Genomic DNA, 22,011 nt, shown 5'->3' with positions numbered 1-22,011 from the left:
TATGGAAAACCCGATCACAGCCGGCGGTTCAGTCCTGCGCAACAGCCTGATACTTGGTGTGTTCGCCATGGTCACGGTGGGATTGATCGCCTTCACCCAGCAGGGCACCGCCGGGCGCATCGCGGAAGAACAGCGCAAGGCGCAGATGAGCGCGTTGACCGAAATTCTGCCGCATGCCGAACATGACAATGATCTGCTGGACGACACCTTCGTGGTCGAAGACCAGGAGTATCTGCACCTGCCCCGTCCTTCCCAGGCCTATCGTGGCCGGGAGAATGGCGAGGTGGTCGCGGTAATCCTGCCGGTGGTTGCGCCGGACGGGTACAGCGGGCGTATCGATATGCTGGTAGGGATTCGTGCCAATGGTGAGGTTGCCGGTGTGCGGGTGCTCAACCACCGCGAAACACCCGGCCTGGGCGACAAGATCGAGCGCGCCAAGAACGACTGGATTCTGACCTTCAATGGCAAGAGCCTGAGCATGCCCGAGCCGGAAGGCTGGGCAGTGAAGAAGGATGGCGGTACGTTCGACTCCTTCACCGGCGCGACCATCACCCCCCGCGCTGTGGTGCAGGCGGTGTATCGTGCCCTGCAATACTTCGACGAAAACCGTGCCCAGCTGCTGCAGCTGGAACAGGAGCCGACCAGTGGCCAGTACTAAGTTCACCGACATAACCGCCGACGGCCTGTGGCATAACAACCCCGGGCTGGTGCAGCTGCTCGGCCTGTGTCCTCTGCTGGGCGTGAGCAGCACCGCGGTCAATGCGCTGGGCCTGGGCATTGCGACCATTCTGGTGCTGACCGGCTCGAACCTGGCGGTATCGCTGATTCGCAGTGCGGTGACCGATGCCGTGCGCCTGCCCGCCTTCGTGATGATCATCGCGGCGCTGACCACTTGTATCGAATTGCTGATGCAGGCCTTTACCTTCGAGCTGTATCAGATTCTGGGTATCTTCATTCCGCTGATCGTGACCAACTGCGCGATTCTCGGCCGGGCCGATGCCTATGCCTCGAAGAACCCGATCCTGCCGTCGTTGACCGATGGATTCATGATGGGACTGGGGTTCGCCCTGGTGTTGCTGGTGCTGGGCATGTTGCGCGAGCTGATCGGGTTCGGGCGGTTGTTTGGCGGGATGGAACTGCTGCTCGGGCCGATGGCGGCGAATTGGGAAGTGGTGGTGTTCCCGAACTACAAGGAAGTGCTGTTCGTGATTCTGCCGCCGGGGGCGTTCGTTTTCATGGGGTTGCTGATCGCGGTAAAGAACATGATCGATACCCATGTGAAGGAACGGGCCGCCGCCGCTGCGGCCAAGCCGGTGGGCGGGTCCAAGCGGGTGCGCGTGACCGGGACGATCAGCTGAGATCGGGCGCTGTCATCGCGGCGAGGACGCCGCTCCCACCGGACAGGATCCGCCCCGGCCCGTAGGAGCGGGCATGACCGCGAAGAAGAACGCACGAAGCCTTGCCCGATGCATCGAACACGTAGGAGCGGCGCCCTCGCCGCGATGGGGTTATCGGGGTCCGCTATCGCGCCGGGGGCGGCGCTCCTACCAGAACCCCCGGGTTCGGATTTATTGGGCGTGGGCATGACTACGAAGAAGGATGCTCGAACTTCGCTTTCGCGCCCAGGTGCGCTCCTATAAACCCCCGGTCTCGGGTGATGTAGGAGCGGGCATGACCGCGAAGAAGAACGCACGAAGCCTTGCCCGATGCATCGAACCGGTAGGAGCGGCGCCCTCGCCGCGATGGGGTTATCGGGGTCCGCTATCGCGCCGGGGGCGGCGCTCCTACCAAAACCGCCGGGTTCGGATTTATTGGGCGTGGGCATGACTACGAAGAAGGATGCTCGGACTTCGCTTTCGCGCCCAGGTGCGCTCCTACAAACCCCCGGTCTCGGGTGATGTAGGAGCGGGCATGACCGGGAAGAAGAACGCACGAGGCCTTGCCCGATGCATCGAACCGGTAGGAGCGGCGCCCTCGCCGCGATGGGGTTACCGGGGGCCGCTATCGCGCCGGGGGCGGCGCTCCTACCAGAACCCCCGGGTTCGGATTTATTGGGCGTGGGCATGACTACGAAGAAGGAAGCTCGGACTTCGCTTTCGCGCCCAGGTGCGCTCCTACAAAGCCCCGGTTTCGGGTGATGTAGGAGCGGGCATGACCGCGAAGAAGAACGCACGAAGCCTTGCCCGATGCATCGAACCGGTAGGAGCGGCGCCCTCGCCGCGATGGGTTATCGGGGTCCGCTATCGCGCCGGGGGCGGCGCTCCTACCAGAACCCCCGGGTTCGGATTTTCGTAGGAGCGGACCTGGCCGCGAAGAAGGATGCTCGGTCTCCGCTTTCGCGCCCAGGTGCGCTCCTACAAAACCCCGGTCTCGGTGATGTAGGAGCGGGCATGACCGCGAAGAAGGATGCACGAACCTCCTCGCGCCCAGGTGCGCCCCTACATCAACACGCCGGGTAATGAATGACCCTGTGGGAGCGGCGTCCTCGCCGCGATAAGATCTCGCCACCACTCGCAATCTGAATACCGATGAACAAAGACAAACGCTACGAGATCTTCCGCCGGCTGCGCGAAGACAACCCCAACCCCACCACTGAACTTGAATTCAACAGCCCGTTCGAGCTGCTGGTGGCGGTCACCCTCTCGGCGCAGGCGACCGACGTGGGCGTCAACAAGGCCACGCGCAAGCTGTTCCCGGTCGCCAATACGCCAGAGGCGATCTATGCCCTCGGGGTGGACGGCCTCTCCGAGTACATCAAGACCATCGGCCTGTACAACAGCAAGGCCCGCAACGTGATTGCGGCCTGCAAGATGCTCATCGACCTGCACGGCAGCCAGGTGCCGGAAGACCGTGCGGCGCTCGAAGCTCTGCCCGGCGTCGGCCGCAAGACCGCCAACGTGGTGCTCAACACCGCCTTCGGCCACCCCGAGATGGCGGTCGATACGCACATCTTCCGCGTGAGCAACCGCACCAATATTGCCCCCGGCAAGAACGTGGTCGAAGTGGAGCGAAAGCTGCTCAAGTTCGTGCCGAAGGAGTTCCTTGTCGACGCCCATCACTGGCTGATTCTGCATGGCCGTTACGTATGCAAGGCACGCAAGCCTCAGTGCGGCAGCTGCCGGATTGAAGACCTGTGTGAATACCGCTACAAGACCAGTGATGAAGGTCTGTGACATTTTCTATCGTCTGATTGAAAAATTTTATTTCCGCTGATTCTCGACTGCCGCTATAAGGTGCGCAAATGGCGTCTTCATTGTGGAGTTGAGTCATGGCCAAAGCAAAAACCGAGATCGAACTGGACGACGATGACTTTGTTGAAGAGGACGATGCGCCCGAAGCGGACCCGTCTCTCAACACCAAGGCCAGCCTCACCAAGCGCCGCCTCATCGATAACTACCTCGAAGAGCGTCGGCTGCAAAAGCAGCTTTCTGACTACGATTTCGACCTGTAAGTAAGCCCCCGCCTCGCGGGGGTTTTCTGTTTTACCGAGTGCGATATAGCAACCCAATCGCAGTCATTGTGCATTTCTCTTTCCTCGCTCGCGCGATCCACCCTATAGTCGACTCATCGGGAATGATTCCCATTAGCCGGATTCCAGGGTGAACGCTGTGACCAAGACCATAACCTTCGCTGTCATGCACTTTTCCATCGCTTTCGGTGTCGTATACGCGATGACCGGAAGTTTGCTGCTCGGCGGGGCTGTCGCCTTGATCGAGCCGGCAATCAACACCGTGGCGTTCTACTTCCACGAGAAAGCGTGGAAGCGCATCGAGAACCGACGGATGGCGCGCAGGAATCTGTTGCCGCCCATCTTTCAGGCATGATGGGCGGCCCGGTTGTCTTACAGGTACCCGTAAACCGCGATAACCGGTACAGGTATGTTCGTTGAAACAACAGGGATAGCCCATGAAGCGTGTTGTACTCGGTTTTAGCCTGCTGCTCGCCACCACGTGGATGCAGGCGTTGTCAGCGGACGATTTCTCCTTCCGCGAATCCAATTCCTTCATTGCCACCATTTCCGGAACACCCCAGCAACAGATGTTTCCGGTCTCCTCGGAAATCGACGTGCAGCAGGAGGTACTGTCGGTCAGGGTGATTCCCGATCGCGAGCTGCCGCCGATCGTTTCGGAATACGAGCGCCTGCATTTCCGCCTCGCCTGGCAGGACGGTCCGGCCCCGCTGATGTTCCTCATCGCCGGTACCGGCTCGGGCTTCGATACCGACCGCATGGATTACTTCAAGCGGCTCTACCATGATGCGGGCATGCATGTGATCGTGCTCTCCTCTCCGAGCAACTACGATTTCATCGCCGCCGCATCCAGCAGCGGGCTGCCGGGTCTGGGCTACCTCGACGCCCGTGACCTGCATACCGCGATGACGCGTGCGGTGGACAAGGCGCGTGAAGAACACGATATCGAAATCACCGGCTACAACCTCTCCGGCTTCAGCCTGGGCGCACTGCACGCGGCCTTCGTCGGCGAGCTGGACTCGCACCTGGGCCAGTTCAACTTCGACAAGATCGTGCTGATGAACCCGCCGGTCGACCTGTTCAACTCGGTCAAGCGCCTGGACCGCCTCGCCTATACCAAGATCGAAGGCGTTGAGGGTGGCGACAGTTTCTACGAACATATCTTCGGCAAGCTGTCGCGGTACTTCGCTGCGCGCGGCGGCATCGACGCCGGAGCCGGGCTGTTCTACGAAATCCAGGAATCGGGCGAGGCACTGACCGACGAAGAGCTGGCCCTGCTGATTGGCGCCGTGTTTCGCTTTGCCGCAGCCGACCTCAACTTCATGGCTGATCTGATTTCCGGTGGTGGTCAATACGCGCCACCGAAGGAGGAGCTCGGCGTGGGCACGTCGCTGACGCCCTATCTGCGGCGCGCGCTGTTCTGCGACTTCGGCTGCTACATGGAGACGCAGCTGTGGCCGGACTGGCAGTCGCGCAACGCGGGACTGTCGGTAGACGACATGGCCTATCGCACCAGCCTGCAGAGCATCGAGGGGTATCTGCGCGGTAACGAGGACATCGCGGTGGTCACCGCTGCGGACGACTTCATTCTGGGCCGCGAGGATTATTACTACCTGGCCGACCTGTTCGGCGAACGAGCCTATCTCTACCCACGCGGTGGGCATGGCGGCAACTTGCAGCACAAGGATGTCGTCGAGCGGATGCTGGCGTTCGTACAAGGAGAAGCCGATGAGCAATAAACAGATTCTGACCGCCCTCGCTCTGGCTTGCGTGACCGTTACCGCGACCGCCCAGGAGCGGAGCGTTCCCGACTATCGCGACCCGCTGGAAAGCCTGCCGATCGACCGCAACGACGAGACGGAATTTCAGTTCGAGCGCTCCAGCCTCAAGGCACTGGACGTGCACGACCCGATTGAAGGCTTCAATCGCTACGTCTACCGCTTCAACGCCGAGTTCGACGAGCGCGTGTACATTCCGGTGGTACGTGGTTATGTGAAGGTCACACCGCGTTTCGTGCGTAGCGGTGTATCCAACTTCTTCCGCAACATCAACGACGTGCCCAACCTGGCGAACAGCCTGGCGCAGGGCAAGGTCGAGAAAGGCATGCGTACCACCGCGCGGTTGCTGTTCAACAGCACCCTGGGTGTACTGGGGCTGTTCGATGTCGCCAAGAAGATGGGGCTGCCGCAGGAGCCGGAGGACTTCGGTCAGACCATGGGGTTCTATGGTTCGCCGGCCGGACCCTATCTGGTGCTGCCTTTCGTGGGGCCTTCGACGCTGCGTGACACCACCGGGCGTGTGGTCGACTGGGGTATTCACAGCGGCGCTGATCCGCTGCATGCCGCCGAGTTCATGGAAGAAAACCCGTGGACCTATCCGGTGTACGCCGTCGATCTGCGCTACCGCACCCCGTTCCGCTATGGCGCGCTCGATACGCCCTTCGAGTACGACCAGATCCGCTATCTGTACATCAAGTTGCGGGAGTTGCAGATCAGTCAGTGACAGCCGATCTGGAGCGGTAACGGACGCAGGATTCGATCGCGGCGGGGGCGCCGCTCCGACCCTGTAGGAGCGGGCGGGGCCGCCCAGGATGACCGCGAAGGGTTTCGGCTCAGCCTGGGCCCAGCGCCGCGATCGGGCCTGGCTTTCGCGCCCAGCTGCGCTCCCACAAAGACCCATCCGAACCTGTAGGAGCGGCGCCCTCGCCGCGATGGGGCTCGACTCCTGACCCTAAATGCGGCGGGCACGCCGCTGCCAGGACGGGCCCGCTTTTGTTCCCCCTACGCCAGTCTCGGTTCACCTTCGCGGTTACTGGCTTCCAGCCTTTAGCCTTTAGCCTTTAGCCTCCAGCCTCCCCCTCCCTGGCAAATCAGGTCCCAACACTACGCTTACAGCTTGAAGCTTGCCGCTCAAAGCTCGCAGCTCGCTCGCCCCTACCCCACCCGAAAGATGATGTGCTCTTCCCAGTCATCCTCGTCGACAGAATCCTCTGCCAACATCTTCCCCGCCTGGGAAATCCCGCTGCGATGAACATCCTGCCGGTCGCCGCTGACCAGGTGGTGCCACGGCGGGAGGTCCTCACCCTCGGCCACAAGGCGATAGCCGCAGGTGGGCGGGAGCCAGGCAAAATCTTCAGCATCCTTAGGCGTAAGCTGAATGCAATCAGGCACTTGCTGTCGCCTGTTCGCGTAGTTGCTGCACTGGCAGCTCTTGCGGTCCAGCAGCTTGCAGGCAATCCGCGTGTAGTAGATCGCCTGCGGATCGTCCTCGTCCTCCAGCTTCTGCAGACAGCACAGTCCGCAGCCGTCGCACAGCGACTCCCACTCGCCCTGATCCATCTCCGCCAGGGTCTTGCGCTTCCAGAATGCGGTGACGCGCTGCGCCATATCAGCCCTCCTCGCCCAATGCATCGCCCAGCCAGTCCATCAGCTGTGCCAGAGTGAACGGCCCGTCACGTTCTTCGCCGGTGTCTTCACGACGCAGCACCGGAATGCGCAACTGATAACGATCCAGCAGGGTCTGATCGCTGACGATGTCCACCTCGCGCACGGCTACATCGTTGCCGGCCAGCGGCTGGAGCATGTACAGCGTCTCCTCGCAGAGGTGGCAGGCCTGGGTACCGAACAGGGTCAATTGCAGCATGGTGGTCTTGGCGGTCCGCGGGGATGGGAAGGCGCGCATTCTAGCGCGGATCGATTCGCTACAGAACCGCTGTCGGCGCCGGCGCGACGCTTGGCAGCGCCGGTGGCTTCACACATACTCGACGGTCTTGACGGAGGACCGAATGGATTGGGAAACACTGCTGTGCCGCGAGCGCCTGGGCAAACTGGCCGCTACCAGCGACGAACTGGGGCGCACGCCCTTTCACAAGGATCATGACCGGGTCATCTTCTCCGGCGCCTTCCGCCGGCTGGGCAAGAAGACCCAGGTGCATCCGGTCTCCAGCAACGATCACATCCATACCCGCCTCACCCACAGCCTGGAAGTCGGCTGCGTTGGCCGATCGCTGGGCATGCGCGTCGGCGAAATGCTGCGCAGCGAGCTGCCTGAGTGGTGCCAGCCAGCCGATCTGGGCGTGATCGTTCAGGCGGCCTGCCTGGCCCATGACATCGGCAATCCGCCCTACGGCCATTCGGGTGAAGACGCCATCCGCCACTGGTTTCATCAGGCGGCTCGCCAGGGCTGGCTCGATCCGCTGACCGATGCGCAGCGCAGCGACTTTCTGAACTTCGAGGGCAACGCCCAGGGCTTCCGCGTGCTGACCGAGCTGGAGTACCACCAGTTCGAGGGCGGCATGCGTCTGACCTATGCCACCTTGGGTGCCTACCTCAAGTATCCCTGGACTTCGCGCCACGCTGACAGCCTGGGCTACAAGAAGCACAAGTTCGGCTGCTACCAGGCCGAGTACCCGCTGCTCGAGCAGATCGCCGACAAGCTCGGCCTGCCGATGCAGGACGAGCAATGCTGGGGCCGGCACCCGCTGGTGTATCTGGTCGAGGCGGCCGATGACATCTGCTACGGGCTGATCGATCTGGAAGACGGCATGGAGATGGAGCTGCTTGACTACGCCGAAGTCGAGCGCCTGTTGCTGGACCTGGTCGATGGCGACCTGCCGGAGACCTACCGCCAGCTCGGCCCGAAGGATTCAACGCGACGCAAGCTGGCGATTCTGCGTGGCAAGGCGATCGAGCATCTGGTCAACGCGGCGGCGCAGGCGTTTCTCGAGCAGCAGCCTGCCCTGCTGGCCGGCACGCTCAAGGGCGATCTGGTCGAACATATGCACGACAACGCGCGGAATTGCGTGCTGGCGGCGAAGAACATGGCACGCGAGCGCATCTTTCAGGACAAGCGCAAGACCCTGCACGAGATCGGTGCGTACAGCACGCTGGAAACGCTGCTGGACGCGTTCTGCGGCGCGGTCAATGAGCTGCACGCCGGGCAGAACCTGAGCTTCAAGCATCAGCGCATTCTCGATCTGATGGGCAACAATGCCCCACGCGCCGACTGGAATCTGTACCAGAGCTATCTGCGGGTGATCGATTTCATTGCCGGCATGACCGACCTGTATGCGGCGGACATCGCCACGCGGATCCGGGGCATTACGCCGGGTTAGGGGGTTCCAGCCGGTTCAACAGCATGTCCACCAGGGCCAGCAGCCCGGAAATGGCCTGGGTGGCGGCCCTGAAATAGACTGCCGAGTGCACGCTCTTGCCCGCAGCAGCGGCCAGCAGCTTGTCGATGAGATCCATCAGCAGATCCAGACTGCGCTCGGTATCGGTCACTGCCTGACTGACCAACGGGCGGAGCTCCGGATCGGCCTGCAGATGCGCCAGGCATTCGTACGGATGCTTGCCCAGCCGCTCGCGCAAACGGGCAAGCTCTTCGCGCTGCGATGCGGTGTTCTGCCGGCGCGCGGCGATCCCCGTTCCGATGGCCCGCGCCTGGCCGAGCAACTCCGAATGCTCCAGCAACTCGAGCCAGATGCCGGCAGGCGCAGCCGACAGCGCGCCATGGGGCACCAGACCATTGGGCTGGGCAATGCTGCGAATGGTTTCGATCAGGTGGCCGATCATGTCGTTGTGCAGCAGCAACACCTGTTCCGCGGCCGAGCTGTCCTGATGAATCTGCTGGATGTCATTCCAGCGCGCGACGACCTCTTTCCAGCTGTCGTACCAGGCGATACTGGCTTGGTATGGCTGCGCTTCGCCCAGAATATCCTCTACCTGCTGCTGGGCGGCCCACTGTTCGCCCGCAAGGATGCGTTCCCCAGACATGACCCCATAGGAAAGCCCGCGATGCCGCTGCGTATGTTCCAGCAGGCGACGCAACAGCTTGACCAGTTCCAGGGCGCGTGCGCGCTCGCGCACGGTCTCGGAGCGCTTGCGCCGACGTGCGTGAACGATCAACCCTAGAAGAATCAGCGAGACAATGGCAAACAGCCCGACATTCATGCCTTGTCCTCGCGTGAAGTTAACTGCTGGAAGCTGAACCCGACCGACCGGAAAGCAGCTCTATACGATACCCGTCCGGGTCTTCGACAAATGCCAGCACACTGGTTCCATGTTTCATCGGGCCAGGCTCTCGAACGACCTTGCCTCCGGCGGCCTTGATCTGCTCGCAGGCAAGGTAAACGTCCTTGACCTCGATGGCGATGTGGCCGTAGCCGGCGCCGAGATCGTAGTGGTCGGTGTCCCAGTTGTGGGTCAGCTCGAGCACGCTGTTCTCGGCCTCGTTACCGTAGCCAACGAAGGCCAGGGTAAAGCGACCCTCGGGGTAGTCCTTGCGGCGCAGCAGCGTCATGCCCAGGACTTCGGTGTAGAAGGCAATGGACTTCTCGAGATTGCCGACTCGCAGCATGGTGTGAAGGATGCGCATGGTGTTTCCCCCGTTTGCAGCAGACCGGTCGCCTGCCAGATAAATGCAAAATCCAGGCCCGTAGGTGCGGTCGGGGCTGCCCAGAATGACCGCGAAGAAGAACCTGCCGAACCCCTTCGCGCCCAGGTGCGCTCCTACACACACCAGTCCGCGCCAGGCACAAGCCCTGCAGGAGCGGACCTGGCCGCGAAGAAGAATCCGCGAGACCCCTTCGCGCCCAGGCGCGCTCCTACATACACCATTCCGCGCCAGGCACAAGCCATGTAGGAGCGGACCTGGCCGCGAAGAAGAATGCACCAAACCTCTTCGTGCCCAGGCCCTACACACACCAGTCCGCGCCACGCACAACCGCGTAGGAGCGGACCTGGCCGCGAAGAAGAATCCGCGAAACCCCTTCGCGCCCAGGTGCGCTCCTACAAGAACAGGCCGTGATACCGCACGGGTTGGTCTTTCAGCCTACCGCCTTCAGCGGTTTTTACCGGCTTTAGAGCAGCTTGCGACCCTTGCCTGCAGCGATACGCATACGCAAGGCGTTGAGCTTGATGAAGCCGCCAGCATCAGCCTGATCGTACGCGCCAGCATCGTCTTCGAAGGTCGCGATATTGGCATCGAACAACGAATCGTCCGACTTGCGGCCAGCAACGATGACGTTGCCCTTATAGAGCTTCAACCGCACCACACCGTTCACATTGGCCTGCGATGCATCGATCATCTGCTGCAGCATGACGCGCTCCGGGCTCCACCAGAAGCCGTTGTAGATCAGCTCGGCGTACTTGGGCATCAGGCTGTCTTTCAGGTGCGCGACTTCGCGGTCAAGACAGATCGACTCGATGGCCCGGTGACCCTTCAGCATGATGGTGCCGCCGGGGGTTTCGTAGCAGCCGCGGGACTTCATGCCGACGAAGCGGTTCTCGACGATGTCCAGACGGCCGATGCCGTTCTCGCCGCCGACCTTGTTCAGGTAGGCCAGGATTTCGGCCGGGCTCATGTCCTTGCCGTCGATGGCGACGATGTCGCCGTTGCGGTAGGAGAGCTCGATGTAGGTCGGAGTGTCGGGCGCGGCTTCCGGCGACTTGGTCCAGCGCCACATGTCCTCTTCGTGCTCGGTCCAGGTGTCTTCCAGCACGCCGCCTTCATAGGAGATGTGCAGCAGGTTGGCGTCCATCGAGTACGGCGACTTCTTCTTGCCGTGGCGCTCGATCGGAATGGCGTGCTTTTCGGAGTAGTCCATCAGTTTTTCACGCGAGAGCAGATCCCATTCGCGCCAGGGGGCGATCACCTTGACGCCGGGCTTGAGCGCGTAGGCGCCGAGCTCGAAGCGAACCTGGTCGTTGCCCTTGCCGGTGGCGCCATGGGAGATGGCGTCGGCGCCGGTCTCGTTGGCGATTTCGATCAGGCGCTTGGCGATCAGTGGGCGGGCGATGGACGTACCCAGCAGGTATTCGCCTTCATATACGGTATTGGCGCGGAACATCGGGAATACGAAGTCGCGGACGAATTCTTCGCGCAGGTCATCGATGTAGATTTCCTTGACGCCCATGGCTTTCGCCTTGGCGCGGGCCGGCTCGACTTCCTCGCCCTGCCCCAGGTCAGCCGTGAAGGTAACCACCTCGCAGTTGTGGGTGTCCTGCAGCCACTTGAGGATTACCGACGTATCCAGGCCACCGGAGTAAGCCAGGACGACTTTTTTCACATCAGACATTACGCGCTCCCTTGAAGATTCGCCCCGCCGTCGCGCACGCGCCGGCCAAAGGAGGCCATTCTAGCGTCGGGAGGCGGTGAATGACAGGGGACGGGCAGTTTGGACCCAAGCTCCAAGCCGCAAGCTGAAGCTAAAAGCTAAAAGCTAAAAGCTAAAAGCTGGAGGCTGGAAAACCGGGCTGCGTGTAGTGGGCGCGATAGCGAGGTCGGCGCATTCTTCGTCGCGGCCAGGTCCGCTCCCACATAAAAAGACAGCAGAGTGCATCTTAGGAGCGCACCTGGGCGCGGAGAGGTTCAGCGAATTCTGCTTCGCGGTCATGCCCGCTCCTACACAAACACAGGTCACGCCAGCGCTAGATGTGTTGTAGGAGGCACGACTCGCGGCGACTGGCGGGGTCGGTCAGGGCCTTTCCAGGCGCAGGGTCACCCGGCGGTTCTTGGCGCGGCCTTCGGCGGTGGCGTTGTTCGCTACCGGGTAGCGGTCACCATGGAAGCGCATGGTGATGTCTTCCTCGGGCACACCCTTTTCCGTCAGGTATGCCTTGACGCTCAGGGCGCGCTGGCGGGACAGCTCGCGATTGGTCAGGCGGTCGCCGACGTTGTCCGAGTGCGCGTCCAGCTGGATGGCCTTGAGCTCAGGATCGGCCTCGAGGTAAGCCAGCGCCGTGTCGAGGAACGATCTGGCGTCGGCGTCGAGCCTGGCTCCCCCGCTACCGAAGCTGATCGGCCTGCGGGAGATTTGGTCCAGGTTCATTGGTAGCAGGCCGCTGATGCAGTTCTGAAACTCGCTCCAGGCCTGTTTGTACCCGACGCTGGACACCACCACCCGAATCGAATCCGAGGTGCTGGCCCAGGCCGCCCGCTGGATGGTCGGCGACATGCCGTCAGCCAGCCCGGCGAGCATCTGCCCGGCCTGCTGATACGGCACCTCAAGCGGAACCGGTCCATCCTTGACGGTTGCACGCCCGAGCAGATGGGCGCGGCGATCGCTACGCCAGGCCGGCGCATCGTTATACAACTGCGCCTGGCCAGGCTGCATCAGATTGCTCCAGGCTTTCAGCTTGAACGTCGGCCTTTCACCCGCCCGTCGGACGAACACGGCCTCGCCATACCCGGTCACGGCCTGACTCAGGCGACACTCGAACTGGTCCCCGTCGACCGACCACTTGACCTCTTCCATGCGCGTCTGGAAGGTCGTGGCCTGCGCGGGCACGGCCAGCGCGAGCAGGATCAGGGACAACAATCGGGTCACAATCGGCTCCGGCGAGTGAAGTGCTATTGGAGCTTAAGTCGGCTGCAGTGGCGAAAACTTTACCCCGCCGCCGGTGTGAAAGCCGAGGCGATTCCGGTAGCATTGCCGGCATTGCAACCGTCTGGAATCCCCCCGATGACCGATCGCCTGACTCTCATCCGCCCCGATGACTGGCATATTCACCTGCGCGACGGCGACGTGCTGCGCCATACGGTGAACGATGCGGCGCGCGTGTTTTCCAGAGCGATCATCATGCCCAACCTGGTTCCGCCGGTGCGTGACGGCGATCAGGCGCAGGGCTACCGCGAGCGCATCGAAGCTGCCCGCCCGGCCGGCTCGACCTTCCAGCCTTTGATGGTGCTGTACCTGACCAATCAGACCAGCCCTGAGATCATCCGCAGCGCGTACCGGAACGGCCAGGCCATCGCAGCCAAGCTCTACCCCGCCGGCGCCACGACGAATTCGGACTCGGGCGTCACCGCGCTCGAACATATCTACCCGGCGCTGGAAGCCATGGCCGAGGTCGGCATGCCGCTACTGGTGCATGGTGAAGTGACCCACGCCGAAGTCGACATCTTCGACCGCGAGAAAGCCTTCATCGATCAGCAGCTGATCAAGCTGGTCGAGCGCTTCCCGACCCTGCGGGTAGTGTTCGAGCACATCACCACTGCCGATGCGGCCGAGTTCGTCATGGGCGCATCCGACCGGATCGGCGCGACCATCACCGCGCACCACCTGCTCTACAACCGCAATCACCTGCTCGCCGGCGGCGTGCGCCCGCATTTCTATTGCCTGCCGATCCTCAAGCGCCAGCGTCATCAACAGGCACTGTGCGACGCGGTGATCTCCGGCTCGAACAAGTTCTTCCTGGGGACCGATTCGGCGCCCCACGCGCGCCACGCAAAGGAAGCCGCCTGCGGCTGCGCCGGTTGCTACACCGCTTACGCGGCCATTGAGCTGTATGCCGAAGCCTTCGACTCGCTCGGCGTGCTGGAGAAGCTGGAAGCCTTTGCCAGCTTCAACGGGCCTGACTACTACGGTCTGCCGCGCAATACCGATACCATCACCCTGGTACGTGAAAGCTGGACCGCCCCGGATCAGCTACCCTTCGGAGACCACATGGTCATCCCGTTGCGCGCCGGGGAAACCATCAACTGGCGAGTGGTGTAACACTCGTCTGCAGCAAGGGATCGCCCGTGAGCGAATTTGACTACGATAGCGAAAACGATCAAGACGAGCTCGAGGGCGCCCCTGCGCCGTCCAGCCACAAGACGCCCATCGCCTATCGCTTCCGTGGCTTCCTGCCGGTGGTCGTGGATGTGGAATGCGGCGGTTTCAATGCCGCCACTGACGCCCTGCTGGAGATCGCTGCAACCGTCATCGCCATGGATGAAGACGGGATGGTCTATCCGGATCAGACCTACTTCTTCCGCGTCGAACCCTTCGAAGGCGCCAACATCGAGCCGGCAGCGCTGGAGTTCACCGGTATCAAGCTCGATCATCCGCTGCGCATGGCCGTGAAGGAAGAACACGCACTGACGGAGATCTTCAAGCACGTGCGCAAGGCAGTGAAGTCTGCGGGCTGCAAACGCGCGGTGCTGGTCGGCCACAATGCCTTTTTCGACCTTGGCTTTCTCAATGCCGCCGTCGAGCGCACGCAGATCAAGCGCAATCCCTTCCATCCCTTCTCCTGCTTCGATACTGCCACCCTCGGCGGCCTGGCGTACGGTCAGACGGTCCTGGCCAAGGCGTGCGCTGCCGCCGGCATCGAATTCGATGGTCGGGAAGCCCACTCGGCGCGCTATGACACCGAAAAGACCGCCGATCTGTTCTGCGCAATCGTCAATCGCTGGCGTGAAATGGGCGGTTGGCCGCCGGTCTGACACGCACTTCTTCTTCGATTTTTCATCCGTTTCAAGCACATAGCCGACATGGCAACTTGCCCTGATCGGCCGCTGCGGTTATTTTCCAAGGGCAGCGGAATCGTCCGCTACACTTTGTCTGTGATCCAGACACTTGGCCAACTCGGTCATGAACGGAAACCCGCGTCGAAACATGTCGCTGGTGGATAATCAGAAGAAGGAGTCATCCCGTCATGAAACGCAAGTCGCTTGCCCTCTTGTTCACTGCAGCCTTTGGCTGCGCCACGCTCGCTGCAACCCCGGCGGTTGCTCAGGAAAAGTTCGTCACCATCGGCACGGGCGGTCAGACCGGCGTCTATTACGTGGTCGGCCAGTCGGTGTGTCGGCTGCTCAACCGCAATACCAACGAACACAATATCCGCTGTAATGCGCCGTCCAGCGGCGGCTCCGTGGCCAACGTCAACGCCATCCGCGGCGGCGAGATGGACATGGGCGTCGTCCAGTCGGATATCCAGTACAAGGCCTACAAGGGTGTCGAGAACTTCGAGGATGCCGGTGAATTCGAAGGCATGCGTGCCCTCTTCGCCCTGCATGGCGAGCCGCTGACGGTCGTCGCCCGCCGCGATGCCAATATCAGCACGGTCAAGGATCTCAAGGGCAAGCGCGTCAACATCGGCAACCCCGGTTCCGGTCAGCGCGACACCATGGATGTGGTCATGGACGCGCTGGGCTGGACCCGTGATGACTTCGGCATGGTTTCCGAACTGGACGCTGCCGAACAGGCCGCAGCCCTGGGTGACAACAATGTCGATGCCATGGTCTACGTCGCTGGCCACCCGAACGGTTCGATCCAGGAAGCGACCACCACCGTCGATGCGGTCATGGTCTCGGTCGCGGGCGAGGAGATCGACAAGCTGATCGAGGACCGTCCTTACTACGCCAAGGCAACCATCCCCGGTGGTCTGTATCGCGGCAATGACAAGGACGTGGAGACCTTCGGCGTGCGCGCAACGCTGGTCGCTTCGACCGACGTATCCGAAGACGTGGCCTACGAAACGGTCAAGGCCGTGTTCGAGAACTTCGACCGCTTCAAGCGTCTGCACCCGGCCTTCGCTACGCTCGAGCCCGAGCAGATGATCAAGGAAGGCCTGTCTGTGCCGTTGCATGACGGTGCGGTGCGTTATTACAAGGAACGTGGCTGGATGTAATCCTGTCCCGGGCCGCCACTGGCGGCCCGAGTTTCATCTGCTACACGCCTAATCCGGACAGGCCATAATGACTAACGAACGCTCGCACGGCGTCCAGCCCACTGATGTGGAAGATCTGGTCGCCAGCGCCGATACCGGCGCACGTACTCCCTCTGGCTTCCCTGGCAAGCTGCTGGTCTCGCTCGCCGCCCTCTGGTCGCTGTTTCAACTCTGGATCGCCTCGCCGCTACCCTACATGCTCGGCTTTGGCGTCTTCAACAGTGCCGAGGCCCGCTCGATTCACCTGACCTTTGCCGTGTTCCTCGGCTTCATGGCTTTCCCGGCGTTCAAGCGCTCCCCCCGTGACCGGATCCCGGTGGCGGACTGGGTGCTCGCGTTCGCTGCCGCGTTCTGCGCAGCCTATCTGTTTCTGTTCTATTCGCAGCTGGCGACCCGTCCGGGTAATCCGACCACCTACGATGTCGTGGTAGCGGTCATCGGCTTGCTGACGCTGCTCGAAGCCACGCGACGTGCGCTCGGCCCGCCGCTGATGATCGTGGCGCTGGTTTTCATCGTCTATTCGCTGGCCGGGCCCTGGATGCCCGGCGTACTGGCGCATCGCGGCGTCAGTCTCGACGCGCTGGCCAATCACCAGTGGCTCACCAGCCAGGGCGTGTTCGGCATCGCGCTGGGTGTGTCGACCAGCTTCGTATTCCTCTTTGTGCTGTTCGGCTCGCTACTGGACAAGGCCGGGGCCGGTAACTACTTCATCAAGGTAGCCTTCTCGCTGCTCGGCCACTATCGCGGCGGCCCGGCGAAGGCGGCCGTTGTCGCATCAGGCATGACCGGGCTGATTTCGGGCTCGTCGATCGCCAACACGGTGACCACCGGCACCTTCACCATCCCCATGATGAAGCGGGTCGGCTTTTCCTCGGAGAAGGCCGGCGCGGTCGAAGTGGCTTCGTCGGTCAACGGGCAGATCATGCCGCCGGTAATGGGCGCGGCTGCGTTCCTGATGGTCGAGTACATCGGCATTTCGTACGTCGAGGTCATCAAGCATGCGTTTCTGCCGGCGGTGATCTCCTACATCGCGCTGATCTATATCGTGCATCTCGAGGCGCTGAAGGCCGGCATGGAAGGCCTGCAGAGCAGCAACCCGCCTCGCCCACTGATCCGCAAGATCATCGGCTTTCTGACCGGCCTGGTCCTGCTGATGGCGCTGTCGTTCGGCGTCTACTACGGACTGGGCTGGCTCAAGCCCCTGCTCGGCGATGCGGCCGGCTGGGTCATTTCGGCGGGTCTGGTCGTGGTGTATGTGGCCCTGCTGAAGCTTGGCTCGCGCTTCCCCGAGCTGGAGCTCGACAAGGCAGACTCGCCGATAATCAAGCTGCCGCAGACGCGGCCGACGGTCCTGTCCGGGCTGCACTACATCCTGCCGGTGGTGGTACTGGTGTGGTGCCTGATGGTCGAGCGGCTGTCGCCCGGCCTGTCGGCGTTCTGGGCCACGGTCTTCATGATCTTCATCATCCTCACCCAACGCCCCCTGCTCGGTGCCTTCCGCGGCGAGCATCGTCTGCGCAGCAATATTCAGCGCGGATTGCTGGAGTTCTGGGAAGGCCTGGTGGCTGGCGCACGCAACATGATCGGCATCGGCATCGCCACGGCGACGGCCGGCATCATCGTCGGCGCCGTTGCCCAGACCGGCGTGGGCCTGGTGCTGGCCGATCTGGTCGAAATGCTGTCGATGGGCAACCTGATGCTGATGCTCCTGCTGACCGCCGTGCTCAGCCTGATTCTCGGCATGGGCTTGCCGACCACCGCGAACTACATCGTGGTATCGGCCCTGCTTGCTCCGGTCATCGTCACCCTGGGTCAGCAGAACGGCCTGATCGTCCCGCTGATCGCCGTCCACCTGTTCGTGTTCTACTTCGGCATCATGGCCGACGTGACACCGCCGGTGGGGCTCGCCTCGTTTGCTGCGGCCGCGGTATCGGGCGGCGATCCGATACGCACCGGCTTCCAGGCGTTCTACTACAGCCTGCGCACAGCGGCGTTGCCGTTCCTGTTCATCTTCAACACCGACCTGCTGCTGATCGACGTCGATTTCGCCCATGGCGTGCTGATATTCATCGTCGCGACCGTCGCGATGCTGATCTTCGCAGCCGGTACGCAGGGCTGGCTGGTGGTGCGCAGCCGCTGGTACGAGAGCCTGCTGCTGTTGCTGGTGGCGTTCACGCTGTTCCGCCCCGGTTTCTGGATGGACATGATCCATGACCCGTACGAAGCCATCCCGGCGAGCGCGCTGGCGGAAACAATGGGTTCGGTCGAGGAAGACAGCAATCTGCGCATGCGTATTCTCGGTGAAGACGAGATCGGCAACGAACGCGAGTTCTATCTGCTGGTACCGATTCCTGAAGGGGAAACAGGGCAGGACCGCCTGGACAACCTCGGCCTGATGCTGATGGAGGACGGCGACCGCACCATTGTCGACATGGTCACCTACGGCAGCCTGGCCGCAGACCTCGGGTTCGCCTTCGATCAGGAAATCCTCGAGATCCAGGCGCCGGTCGATCGCTGGGCGAAGGAGTGGATGTGGCTCCCGGCGCTGCTGGTCTTTGCTCTGGTGGTAGGTTTGCAGTCACGGCGCCGGCGCCACGACCGTGCCGGTGCACCTGCTGGCCAGCAACCGGCTTGAACCTGATGGCGTGGTTCTTGCTTTTAGTACCGTAGCGAGCGCCGCTGCAGGCGCTCAAAACGACAACGGCGTCGTGCACGGGGGCGGTAGAATGCGCTCCAGGCACGACGCTTTTTTTCGCCTACGGTACCTGCCATGACTCGACACGATACGCCGCGCGCCGACGCCCTTGCCTGGGCAGCTGGCAGCGATGCGCCGGAAAAACCCAGCCTCAACATCGGCTTTCTGCCGCTGGCCGACTCGGCTTCGCTGATTGTCGCGGCCACGCAGGGCTTTGCGCAGCCCTATGGGCTGACGCTGAATCTGCGTCGCCAGGCGTCCTGGTCGGGTGTCCGCGATCGACTGCTCAGCGGAGAACTCGATGCCGTGCAGGGGTTGTACGGATTGATCTATGGGGTGCATCTGGGCCTCGGTGCCCCGGCGACCCCGATGGCGGTCCTCATGGGCCTGAGTCAGAACGGGCAAAGCATCAATCTTTCCAATGACATGCGCGCACTGGGTGTGACCAGCGGCGAGGCACTGGCCCGGCACGTGCACCATGGCGGTGCAAAACTGTGCCTGGCGCACACCTTTCCCACCGGCACGCACGCCATGTGGCTCAACTACTGGCTGGCATCCCATGGTGTGCACCCGATGCATGACATCGAAAGCGTAGTGGTTCCGCCGCCGATGATGGTCGATCACATCCGTGCCCGACGCATAGATGGCTTCTGTGCCGGCGAACCCTGGGGTGCGCGCGCCGTAGCGGAAGGCATGGGCATCACCGTGGCAACCAGTCAGTCGATCTGGCCAGACCACCCGGAGAAGGTGCTGGGTACCACGCAGGCGTTCGTCGACCGCTACCCCAACGCTGCACGTGCGCTGATCATGGCTGTGCTGGACGCAAGCCGTTTCCTCGACGAAAACCGCGCCAACCGCGAAAGCAGCGCGCACCTGCTGGCCGGGCCGGACTTTGTGGCGACGCCGGCGTCCGCCCTTGCTCCGCGCATGCTCGGCGATTACACCGATGGCCTCGGTCAGCACTGGCAGGACGCCCACGCGCTGCGCTTCCATGGCGCCGGCGCCGTCAACATGCCGTATCTGTCGGACGGGATGTGGTTCATGACGCAGTTCCGCCGCTGGGGTCTGCTCGAGCATGACCCGGACTACACCGCGCTTGCCCGTCAGGTCCAGCAGCTGGACATCTACCGTGAGGCAGCGTCCGCGCTGGGCATTGAGATACCCGCCTGCGCCATGCGCAGCAGCACGCTGGCCGACGGTACCCTGTGGGACGGTTCGGATCCGTTGGCCTATGCCCATGGCTTCAGCATCAATGCGCTGGCGGGCAAGCCGTCGGCACCATCGGTCACGGCCGGGTGAGGTCACCGATGCGCATTCTTCTGATCAACGACACCGCGAAAAAGGTCGGCCGGCTGAAGGAATCACTGGTCGAGGCCGGATTCGAGGTCATCGACGAGTCCGGTCTGTCGATCGACCTGCCCAAGCGGGTCCAGAGCAGCAAACCGGACGTGATTCTTATCGACAGCGATTCACCCGGACGCGACGTGCTGGAGCAGGTCGTGCTGGTCAGTCGCAACCAGCCGCGGCCAATTGTCATGTTCACCGACGAGAACGACCCCGGAATCATGCGAAAGGCGATCCAGTCCGGGGTCAGCGCCTATGTGGTCGAAGGCATTCAGAGTGCGCGGCTCAAATCGATTCTTGACGTGGCCATGGCCCGCTTCGAGAGCGACCAGCATCTGCGCGCCGAGCTGCAGGCGCGTGAGCAGCAGCTGGAGGAACGCAAGCGCATCGAGAAGGCCAAGGGTCTGTTGATGAAGATGCGCAACTGCGATGAGCCCGAAGCGCATACGCTGATGCGCAGGCAAGCAATGAGCAAGCAGCAGAAGCTGATTCAGGTCGCCGACCAGATCATCGCCATGCACGACATGTTGCAATAAAACCTCTCTCATCGCGCCCGCAGGCAGAACTCCGGCTTTTTGCGGGGAGCGTCCTCCGGGCGCGATAACGAACTGCCCAGCCATTCTTCAACCAGCTTCCATCCTTGCTTGCCCGGCGCCCACCACCCCACGCCTCGTCCTTCTGGCACACATCATGCAGCGGGATACTCGGCAGCCAACGGCGGTTGCCAACCAGACAACGACGTCATTTCCGACCGAAGCCTCATGGGCGCGGTACGGAAATGGCGTTTTTTTTTGCCGGGACGCAGTCGGCGAAAGCCTGAACCCCATATCTACCGGACCTTAGAGGGACACCAAATGAACAAGAGTTTCTGGAAAGCCGGCCACAAGCCAACGTTGTTCGCAGCCTTTCTGTACTTCGATCTGAGCTTCATGGTGTGGTACGTGCTGGGCCCGTTGGCGGTGCAGATCGCTACCGATCTGGGCCTGACTGCACAGGAGCGGGGCATGATGGTCGCCACGCCGATCCTTGCCGGGGCGATCCTCCGGCTGCTGCTCGGCTTCATGGCAGACCGACTGTCGCCGAAAACAGCCGGCATCTTCGGCCAGGTAGTGGTGCTGACGGCGCTGGCGCTGGCCTGGCTACTCGGCATCGAAAGCTATCACCAGGCCCTGCTCCTCGGCCTGGGACTGGGCTTCGCCGGGGCATCCTTCGCTGTTGCGCTGCCGCTGGCCTCGCAATGGTACCCGGCAGAACATCAGGGTACGGCCATGGGCATCGCCGGTGCCGGCAACTCGGGCACGGTGCTGGCTGCGCTCTTTGCACCTGGCCTGGCGTACCTGTTCGGATGGGAGAACGTGTTCGGTCTGGCACTGATTCCGCTGAGCATTACCCTGGCGCTGTTCATAATCTTTGCGCGCAATTCACCCCAGCGTCCCAAGCCCAAGTCCGGTCGCGATTACATGGTCGCCCTGAACGACCGGGACAGCTGGTGGTTCATGTTCTTCTACAGCGTCACGTTCGGTGGCTTCATCGGTCTGGCCAGCGCCCTGCCCGGCTACTTCAGCGACCAGTACGGGCTTGACCCGGTAGTGGCCGGCTACTACACCGCGGCCTGTGTGATGGCCGGCAGTTTCATGCGCCCACTGGGTGGCGCTCTGGCTGACCGTATCGGCGGGATCCGGGCACTGCTGTGCATGTATGGCGTGGCTTCGCTATGCATTGCACTGGTCGGCTTCCATCTGACCAGCTCGCTGGCTGCGCTGGCGCTGTTCGTCACCGCCATGCTCGGGCTCGGTGCCGGCAACGGCTCGGTGTTCCAGCTCGTGCCGCAGCGCTTCCATCGTGAGATCGGCGTCATGACCGGTCTGGTCGGCATGGCGGGTGGTGTAGGCGGATTCGTGTTGGCCGCCGGACTCGGGGCGATCAAGCAGCACACCGGCGACTACCAGCTGGGCCTGTGGATGTTTGCCGGCCTCGGTTTGCTGGCCTGGTTCGGGCTGTTCAACGTCAAGCGCCGGTGGCGTACCACCTGGGGCTCGTCTGCGATGACTGCGGCGCGGGTCTGA

Annotated in this window: 20 protein-coding genes and 1 pseudogene; 15 read left to right on the top strand and 6 right to left on the bottom strand. The window is 62.5% G+C overall.

Going from position 1 to position 22,011, the window contains the following annotated elements; genetic code table 11:
- The first annotated feature begins 1 nt into the window (after position 1).
- The 7 genes from rsxG to KEM63_RS06290 all read left to right on the top strand — a co-directional run bounded on the left by rsxG (position 2) and on the right by KEM63_RS06290 (position 5,971).
- On the top strand, positions 2 to 658 hold the full coding sequence (rsxG, locus tag KEM63_RS06320; protein WP_223655344.1) for an electron transport complex subunit RsxG: 657 nt from the start codon (positions 2 to 4) through the stop codon (positions 656 to 658).
- Positions 645 to 1,358: an electron transport complex subunit E gene (locus KEM63_RS06315; protein ID WP_223655343.1), complete on the top strand. Its 714-nt coding sequence runs from the start codon at positions 645 to 647 to the stop codon at positions 1,356 to 1,358. The genes rsxG and KEM63_RS06315 overlap by 14 nt, the downstream gene beginning before the upstream one ends.
- Positions 1,359 to 2,528: 1,170 nt before the next feature.
- Entirely contained in the window at positions 2,529 to 3,173 is a 645-nt protein-coding gene (nth, locus tag KEM63_RS06310) for an endonuclease III (protein ID WP_223655342.1), read from the top strand.
- 95 nt (positions 3,174 to 3,268) lie between these two features.
- Complete coding sequence (locus KEM63_RS06305; protein WP_223655341.1) at positions 3,269 to 3,451, top strand: PA3496 family putative envelope integrity protein; 183 nt, start codon at positions 3,269 to 3,271, stop codon at positions 3,449 to 3,451.
- Positions 3,452 to 3,608: 157 nt separating this feature from the next.
- The gene (locus tag KEM63_RS06300; RefSeq protein WP_223655340.1) at positions 3,609 to 3,824 is read left to right on the top strand and encodes a DUF2061 domain-containing protein; all 216 of its coding nucleotides are present in this window, start codon (positions 3,609 to 3,611) and stop codon (positions 3,822 to 3,824) included.
- 82 nt (positions 3,825 to 3,906) lie between these two features.
- The gene (locus KEM63_RS06295) at positions 3,907 to 5,208 is read left to right on the top strand and encodes a serine/threonine protein kinase (protein WP_223655339.1); all 1,302 of its coding nucleotides are present in this window, start codon (positions 3,907 to 3,909) and stop codon (positions 5,206 to 5,208) included.
- On the top strand, positions 5,198 to 5,971 hold the full coding sequence (locus tag KEM63_RS06290; protein ID WP_223655338.1) for an MlaA family lipoprotein: 774 nt from the start codon (positions 5,198 to 5,200) through the stop codon (positions 5,969 to 5,971). The genes KEM63_RS06295 and KEM63_RS06290 overlap by 11 nt, the downstream gene beginning before the upstream one ends.
- 431 nt (positions 5,972 to 6,402) lie before the next feature.
- Here the strand turns inward: KEM63_RS06290 and KEM63_RS06285 are convergent, their stop codons facing one another.
- Together KEM63_RS06285 and KEM63_RS06280 are read right to left on the bottom strand one after the other, a co-directional pair.
- Positions 6,403 to 6,855 carry a YcgN family cysteine cluster protein gene (locus KEM63_RS06285; protein ID WP_223655337.1) on the bottom strand — a complete coding sequence of 151 codons (453 nt, stop codon included), beginning with the start codon at positions 6,853 to 6,855 and terminating at the stop codon, positions 6,403 to 6,405.
- 1 nt (position 6,856) lies between these two features.
- Positions 6,857 to 7,111 (bottom strand): glutaredoxin family protein, encoded by a 255-nt coding sequence (locus KEM63_RS06280; protein WP_223655336.1) that lies wholly within the window; start codon positions 7,109 to 7,111, stop codon positions 6,857 to 6,859.
- Between the two features lie 142 nt (positions 7,112 to 7,253).
- Between KEM63_RS06280 and KEM63_RS06275 the strand changes: the two genes are divergently transcribed.
- Complete coding sequence (locus KEM63_RS06275; protein WP_223655335.1) at positions 7,254 to 8,582, top strand: deoxyguanosinetriphosphate triphosphohydrolase; 1,329 nt, start codon at positions 7,254 to 7,256, stop codon at positions 8,580 to 8,582.
- Here KEM63_RS06275 and KEM63_RS06270 read toward each other — a convergent pair.
- From KEM63_RS06270 to KEM63_RS06255, 4 genes and pseudogenes are all read right to left on the bottom strand, one after another.
- Positions 8,569 to 9,420 carry a nitrate- and nitrite sensing domain-containing protein gene (locus tag KEM63_RS06270; protein ID WP_223655334.1) on the bottom strand — a complete coding sequence of 284 codons (852 nt, stop codon included), beginning with the start codon at positions 9,418 to 9,420 and terminating at the stop codon, positions 8,569 to 8,571. The genes KEM63_RS06275 and KEM63_RS06270 overlap by 14 nt on opposite strands.
- Before the next feature lie 19 nt (positions 9,421 to 9,439).
- Positions 9,440 to 9,844 (bottom strand): lactoylglutathione lyase, encoded by a 405-nt coding sequence (gene gloA / locus KEM63_RS06265; protein ID WP_223655333.1) that lies wholly within the window; start codon positions 9,842 to 9,844, stop codon positions 9,440 to 9,442.
- A 484-nt stretch (positions 9,845 to 10,328) separates the two neighbouring features.
- Positions 10,329 to 11,555: pseudogene (locus KEM63_RS06260) on the bottom strand (argininosuccinate synthase); the annotation flags it as partial.
- Between the two features lie 390 nt (positions 11,556 to 11,945).
- Positions 11,946 to 12,797, bottom strand: a complete 852-nt coding sequence (locus KEM63_RS06255) for a flagellar protein MotY (RefSeq protein WP_223655331.1) — start codon at positions 12,795 to 12,797, stop codon at positions 11,946 to 11,948.
- Positions 12,798 to 12,932: 135 nt separating this feature from the next.
- On the opposite strand from KEM63_RS06255, the gene pyrC reads away from it, so the two are divergent.
- The 7 genes from pyrC (at position 12,933) to KEM63_RS06220 (ending at position 22,011) form a co-directional block, all read left to right on the top strand.
- Positions 12,933 to 13,967, top strand: coding sequence for a dihydroorotase (gene pyrC / locus KEM63_RS06250; protein WP_223655330.1), 1,035 nt, complete (start codon positions 12,933 to 12,935; stop codon positions 13,965 to 13,967).
- Positions 13,968 to 13,993: 26 nt separating this feature from the next.
- Entirely contained in the window at positions 13,994 to 14,680 is a 687-nt protein-coding gene (gene rnt / locus KEM63_RS06245; protein WP_223655329.1) for a ribonuclease T, read from the top strand.
- 212 nt (positions 14,681 to 14,892) lie between these two features.
- Positions 14,893 to 15,867, top strand: coding sequence for a TAXI family TRAP transporter solute-binding subunit (locus KEM63_RS06240; protein WP_223655328.1), 975 nt, complete (start codon positions 14,893 to 14,895; stop codon positions 15,865 to 15,867).
- Between the two features lie 67 nt (positions 15,868 to 15,934).
- A complete protein-coding gene (locus KEM63_RS06235; protein ID WP_223655327.1) occupies positions 15,935 to 18,541 on the top strand; it encodes a TRAP transporter permease in 2,607 nt (868 codons plus the stop codon).
- 135 nt (positions 18,542 to 18,676) lie between these two features.
- A complete protein-coding gene (locus KEM63_RS06230; protein WP_223655326.1) occupies positions 18,677 to 19,900 on the top strand; it encodes a CmpA/NrtA family ABC transporter substrate-binding protein in 1,224 nt (407 codons plus the stop codon).
- 8 nt (positions 19,901 to 19,908) lie between these two features.
- Complete coding sequence (locus KEM63_RS06225) at positions 19,909 to 20,481, top strand: ANTAR domain-containing response regulator (protein WP_223655325.1); 573 nt, start codon at positions 19,909 to 19,911, stop codon at positions 20,479 to 20,481.
- Positions 20,482 to 20,799: 318 nt separating this feature from the next.
- A complete protein-coding gene (locus KEM63_RS06220) occupies positions 20,800 to 22,011 on the top strand; it encodes a nitrate/nitrite transporter (RefSeq protein WP_223655324.1) in 1,212 nt (403 codons plus the stop codon).

Origin of the sequence: Halopseudomonas nanhaiensis, from assembly GCF_020025155.1 — a bacterium.
In the GTDB taxonomy this organism is placed as follows: domain Bacteria; phylum Pseudomonadota; class Gammaproteobacteria; order Pseudomonadales; family Pseudomonadaceae; genus Halopseudomonas; species Halopseudomonas nanhaiensis.
Note: the sequence above shows the minus strand (reverse complement) of the source record. Positions and strands in the feature narration are given on the sequence as shown.

What these genes read in the sequence shown, in the direction of transcription:
- KEM63_RS06230 (WP_223655326.1), top strand. Translation starts at nt 18,677, where the DNA reads ATGACTCGACACGATACGCCGCGCGCCGACGCCCTTGCCTGGGCAGCT.
- KEM63_RS06240 (WP_223655328.1), top strand. Translation starts at nt 14,893, where the DNA reads ATGAAACGCAAGTCGCTTGCCCTCTTGTTCACTGCAGCCTTTGGCTGC.
- KEM63_RS06270 (WP_223655334.1), bottom strand. Translation starts at nt 9,420, where the DNA reads ATGAATGTCGGGCTGTTTGCCATTGTCTCGCTGATTCTTCTAGGGTTG.
- KEM63_RS06220 (WP_223655324.1), top strand. Translation starts at nt 20,800, where the DNA reads ATGAACAAGAGTTTCTGGAAAGCCGGCCACAAGCCAACGTTGTTCGCA.
- gloA (WP_223655333.1), bottom strand. Translation starts at nt 9,844, where the DNA reads ATGCGCATCCTTCACACCATGCTGCGAGTCGGCAATCTCGAGAAGTCC.
- nth (WP_223655342.1), top strand. Translation starts at nt 2,529, where the DNA reads ATGAACAAAGACAAACGCTACGAGATCTTCCGCCGGCTGCGCGAAGAC.
- KEM63_RS06225 (WP_223655325.1), top strand. Translation starts at nt 19,909, where the DNA reads ATGCGCATTCTTCTGATCAACGACACCGCGAAAAAGGTCGGCCGGCTG.
- KEM63_RS06285 (WP_223655337.1), bottom strand. Translation starts at nt 6,855, where the DNA reads ATGGCGCAGCGCGTCACCGCATTCTGGAAGCGCAAGACCCTGGCGGAG.
- KEM63_RS06235 (WP_223655327.1), top strand. Translation starts at nt 15,935, where the DNA reads ATGACTAACGAACGCTCGCACGGCGTCCAGCCCACTGATGTGGAAGAT.
- KEM63_RS06275 (WP_223655335.1), top strand. Translation starts at nt 7,254, where the DNA reads ATGGATTGGGAAACACTGCTGTGCCGCGAGCGCCTGGGCAAACTGGCC.
- rsxG (WP_223655344.1), top strand. Translation starts at nt 2, where the DNA reads ATGGAAAACCCGATCACAGCCGGCGGTTCAGTCCTGCGCAACAGCCTG.
- pyrC (WP_223655330.1), top strand. Translation starts at nt 12,933, where the DNA reads ATGACCGATCGCCTGACTCTCATCCGCCCCGATGACTGGCATATTCAC.
- KEM63_RS06280 (WP_223655336.1), bottom strand. Translation starts at nt 7,111, where the DNA reads ATGCTGCAATTGACCCTGTTCGGTACCCAGGCCTGCCACCTCTGCGAG.
- KEM63_RS06305 (WP_223655341.1), top strand. Translation starts at nt 3,269, where the DNA reads ATGGCCAAAGCAAAAACCGAGATCGAACTGGACGACGATGACTTTGTT.
- KEM63_RS06290 (WP_223655338.1), top strand. Translation starts at nt 5,198, where the DNA reads ATGAGCAATAAACAGATTCTGACCGCCCTCGCTCTGGCTTGCGTGACC.
- KEM63_RS06295 (WP_223655339.1), top strand. Translation starts at nt 3,907, where the DNA reads ATGAAGCGTGTTGTACTCGGTTTTAGCCTGCTGCTCGCCACCACGTGG.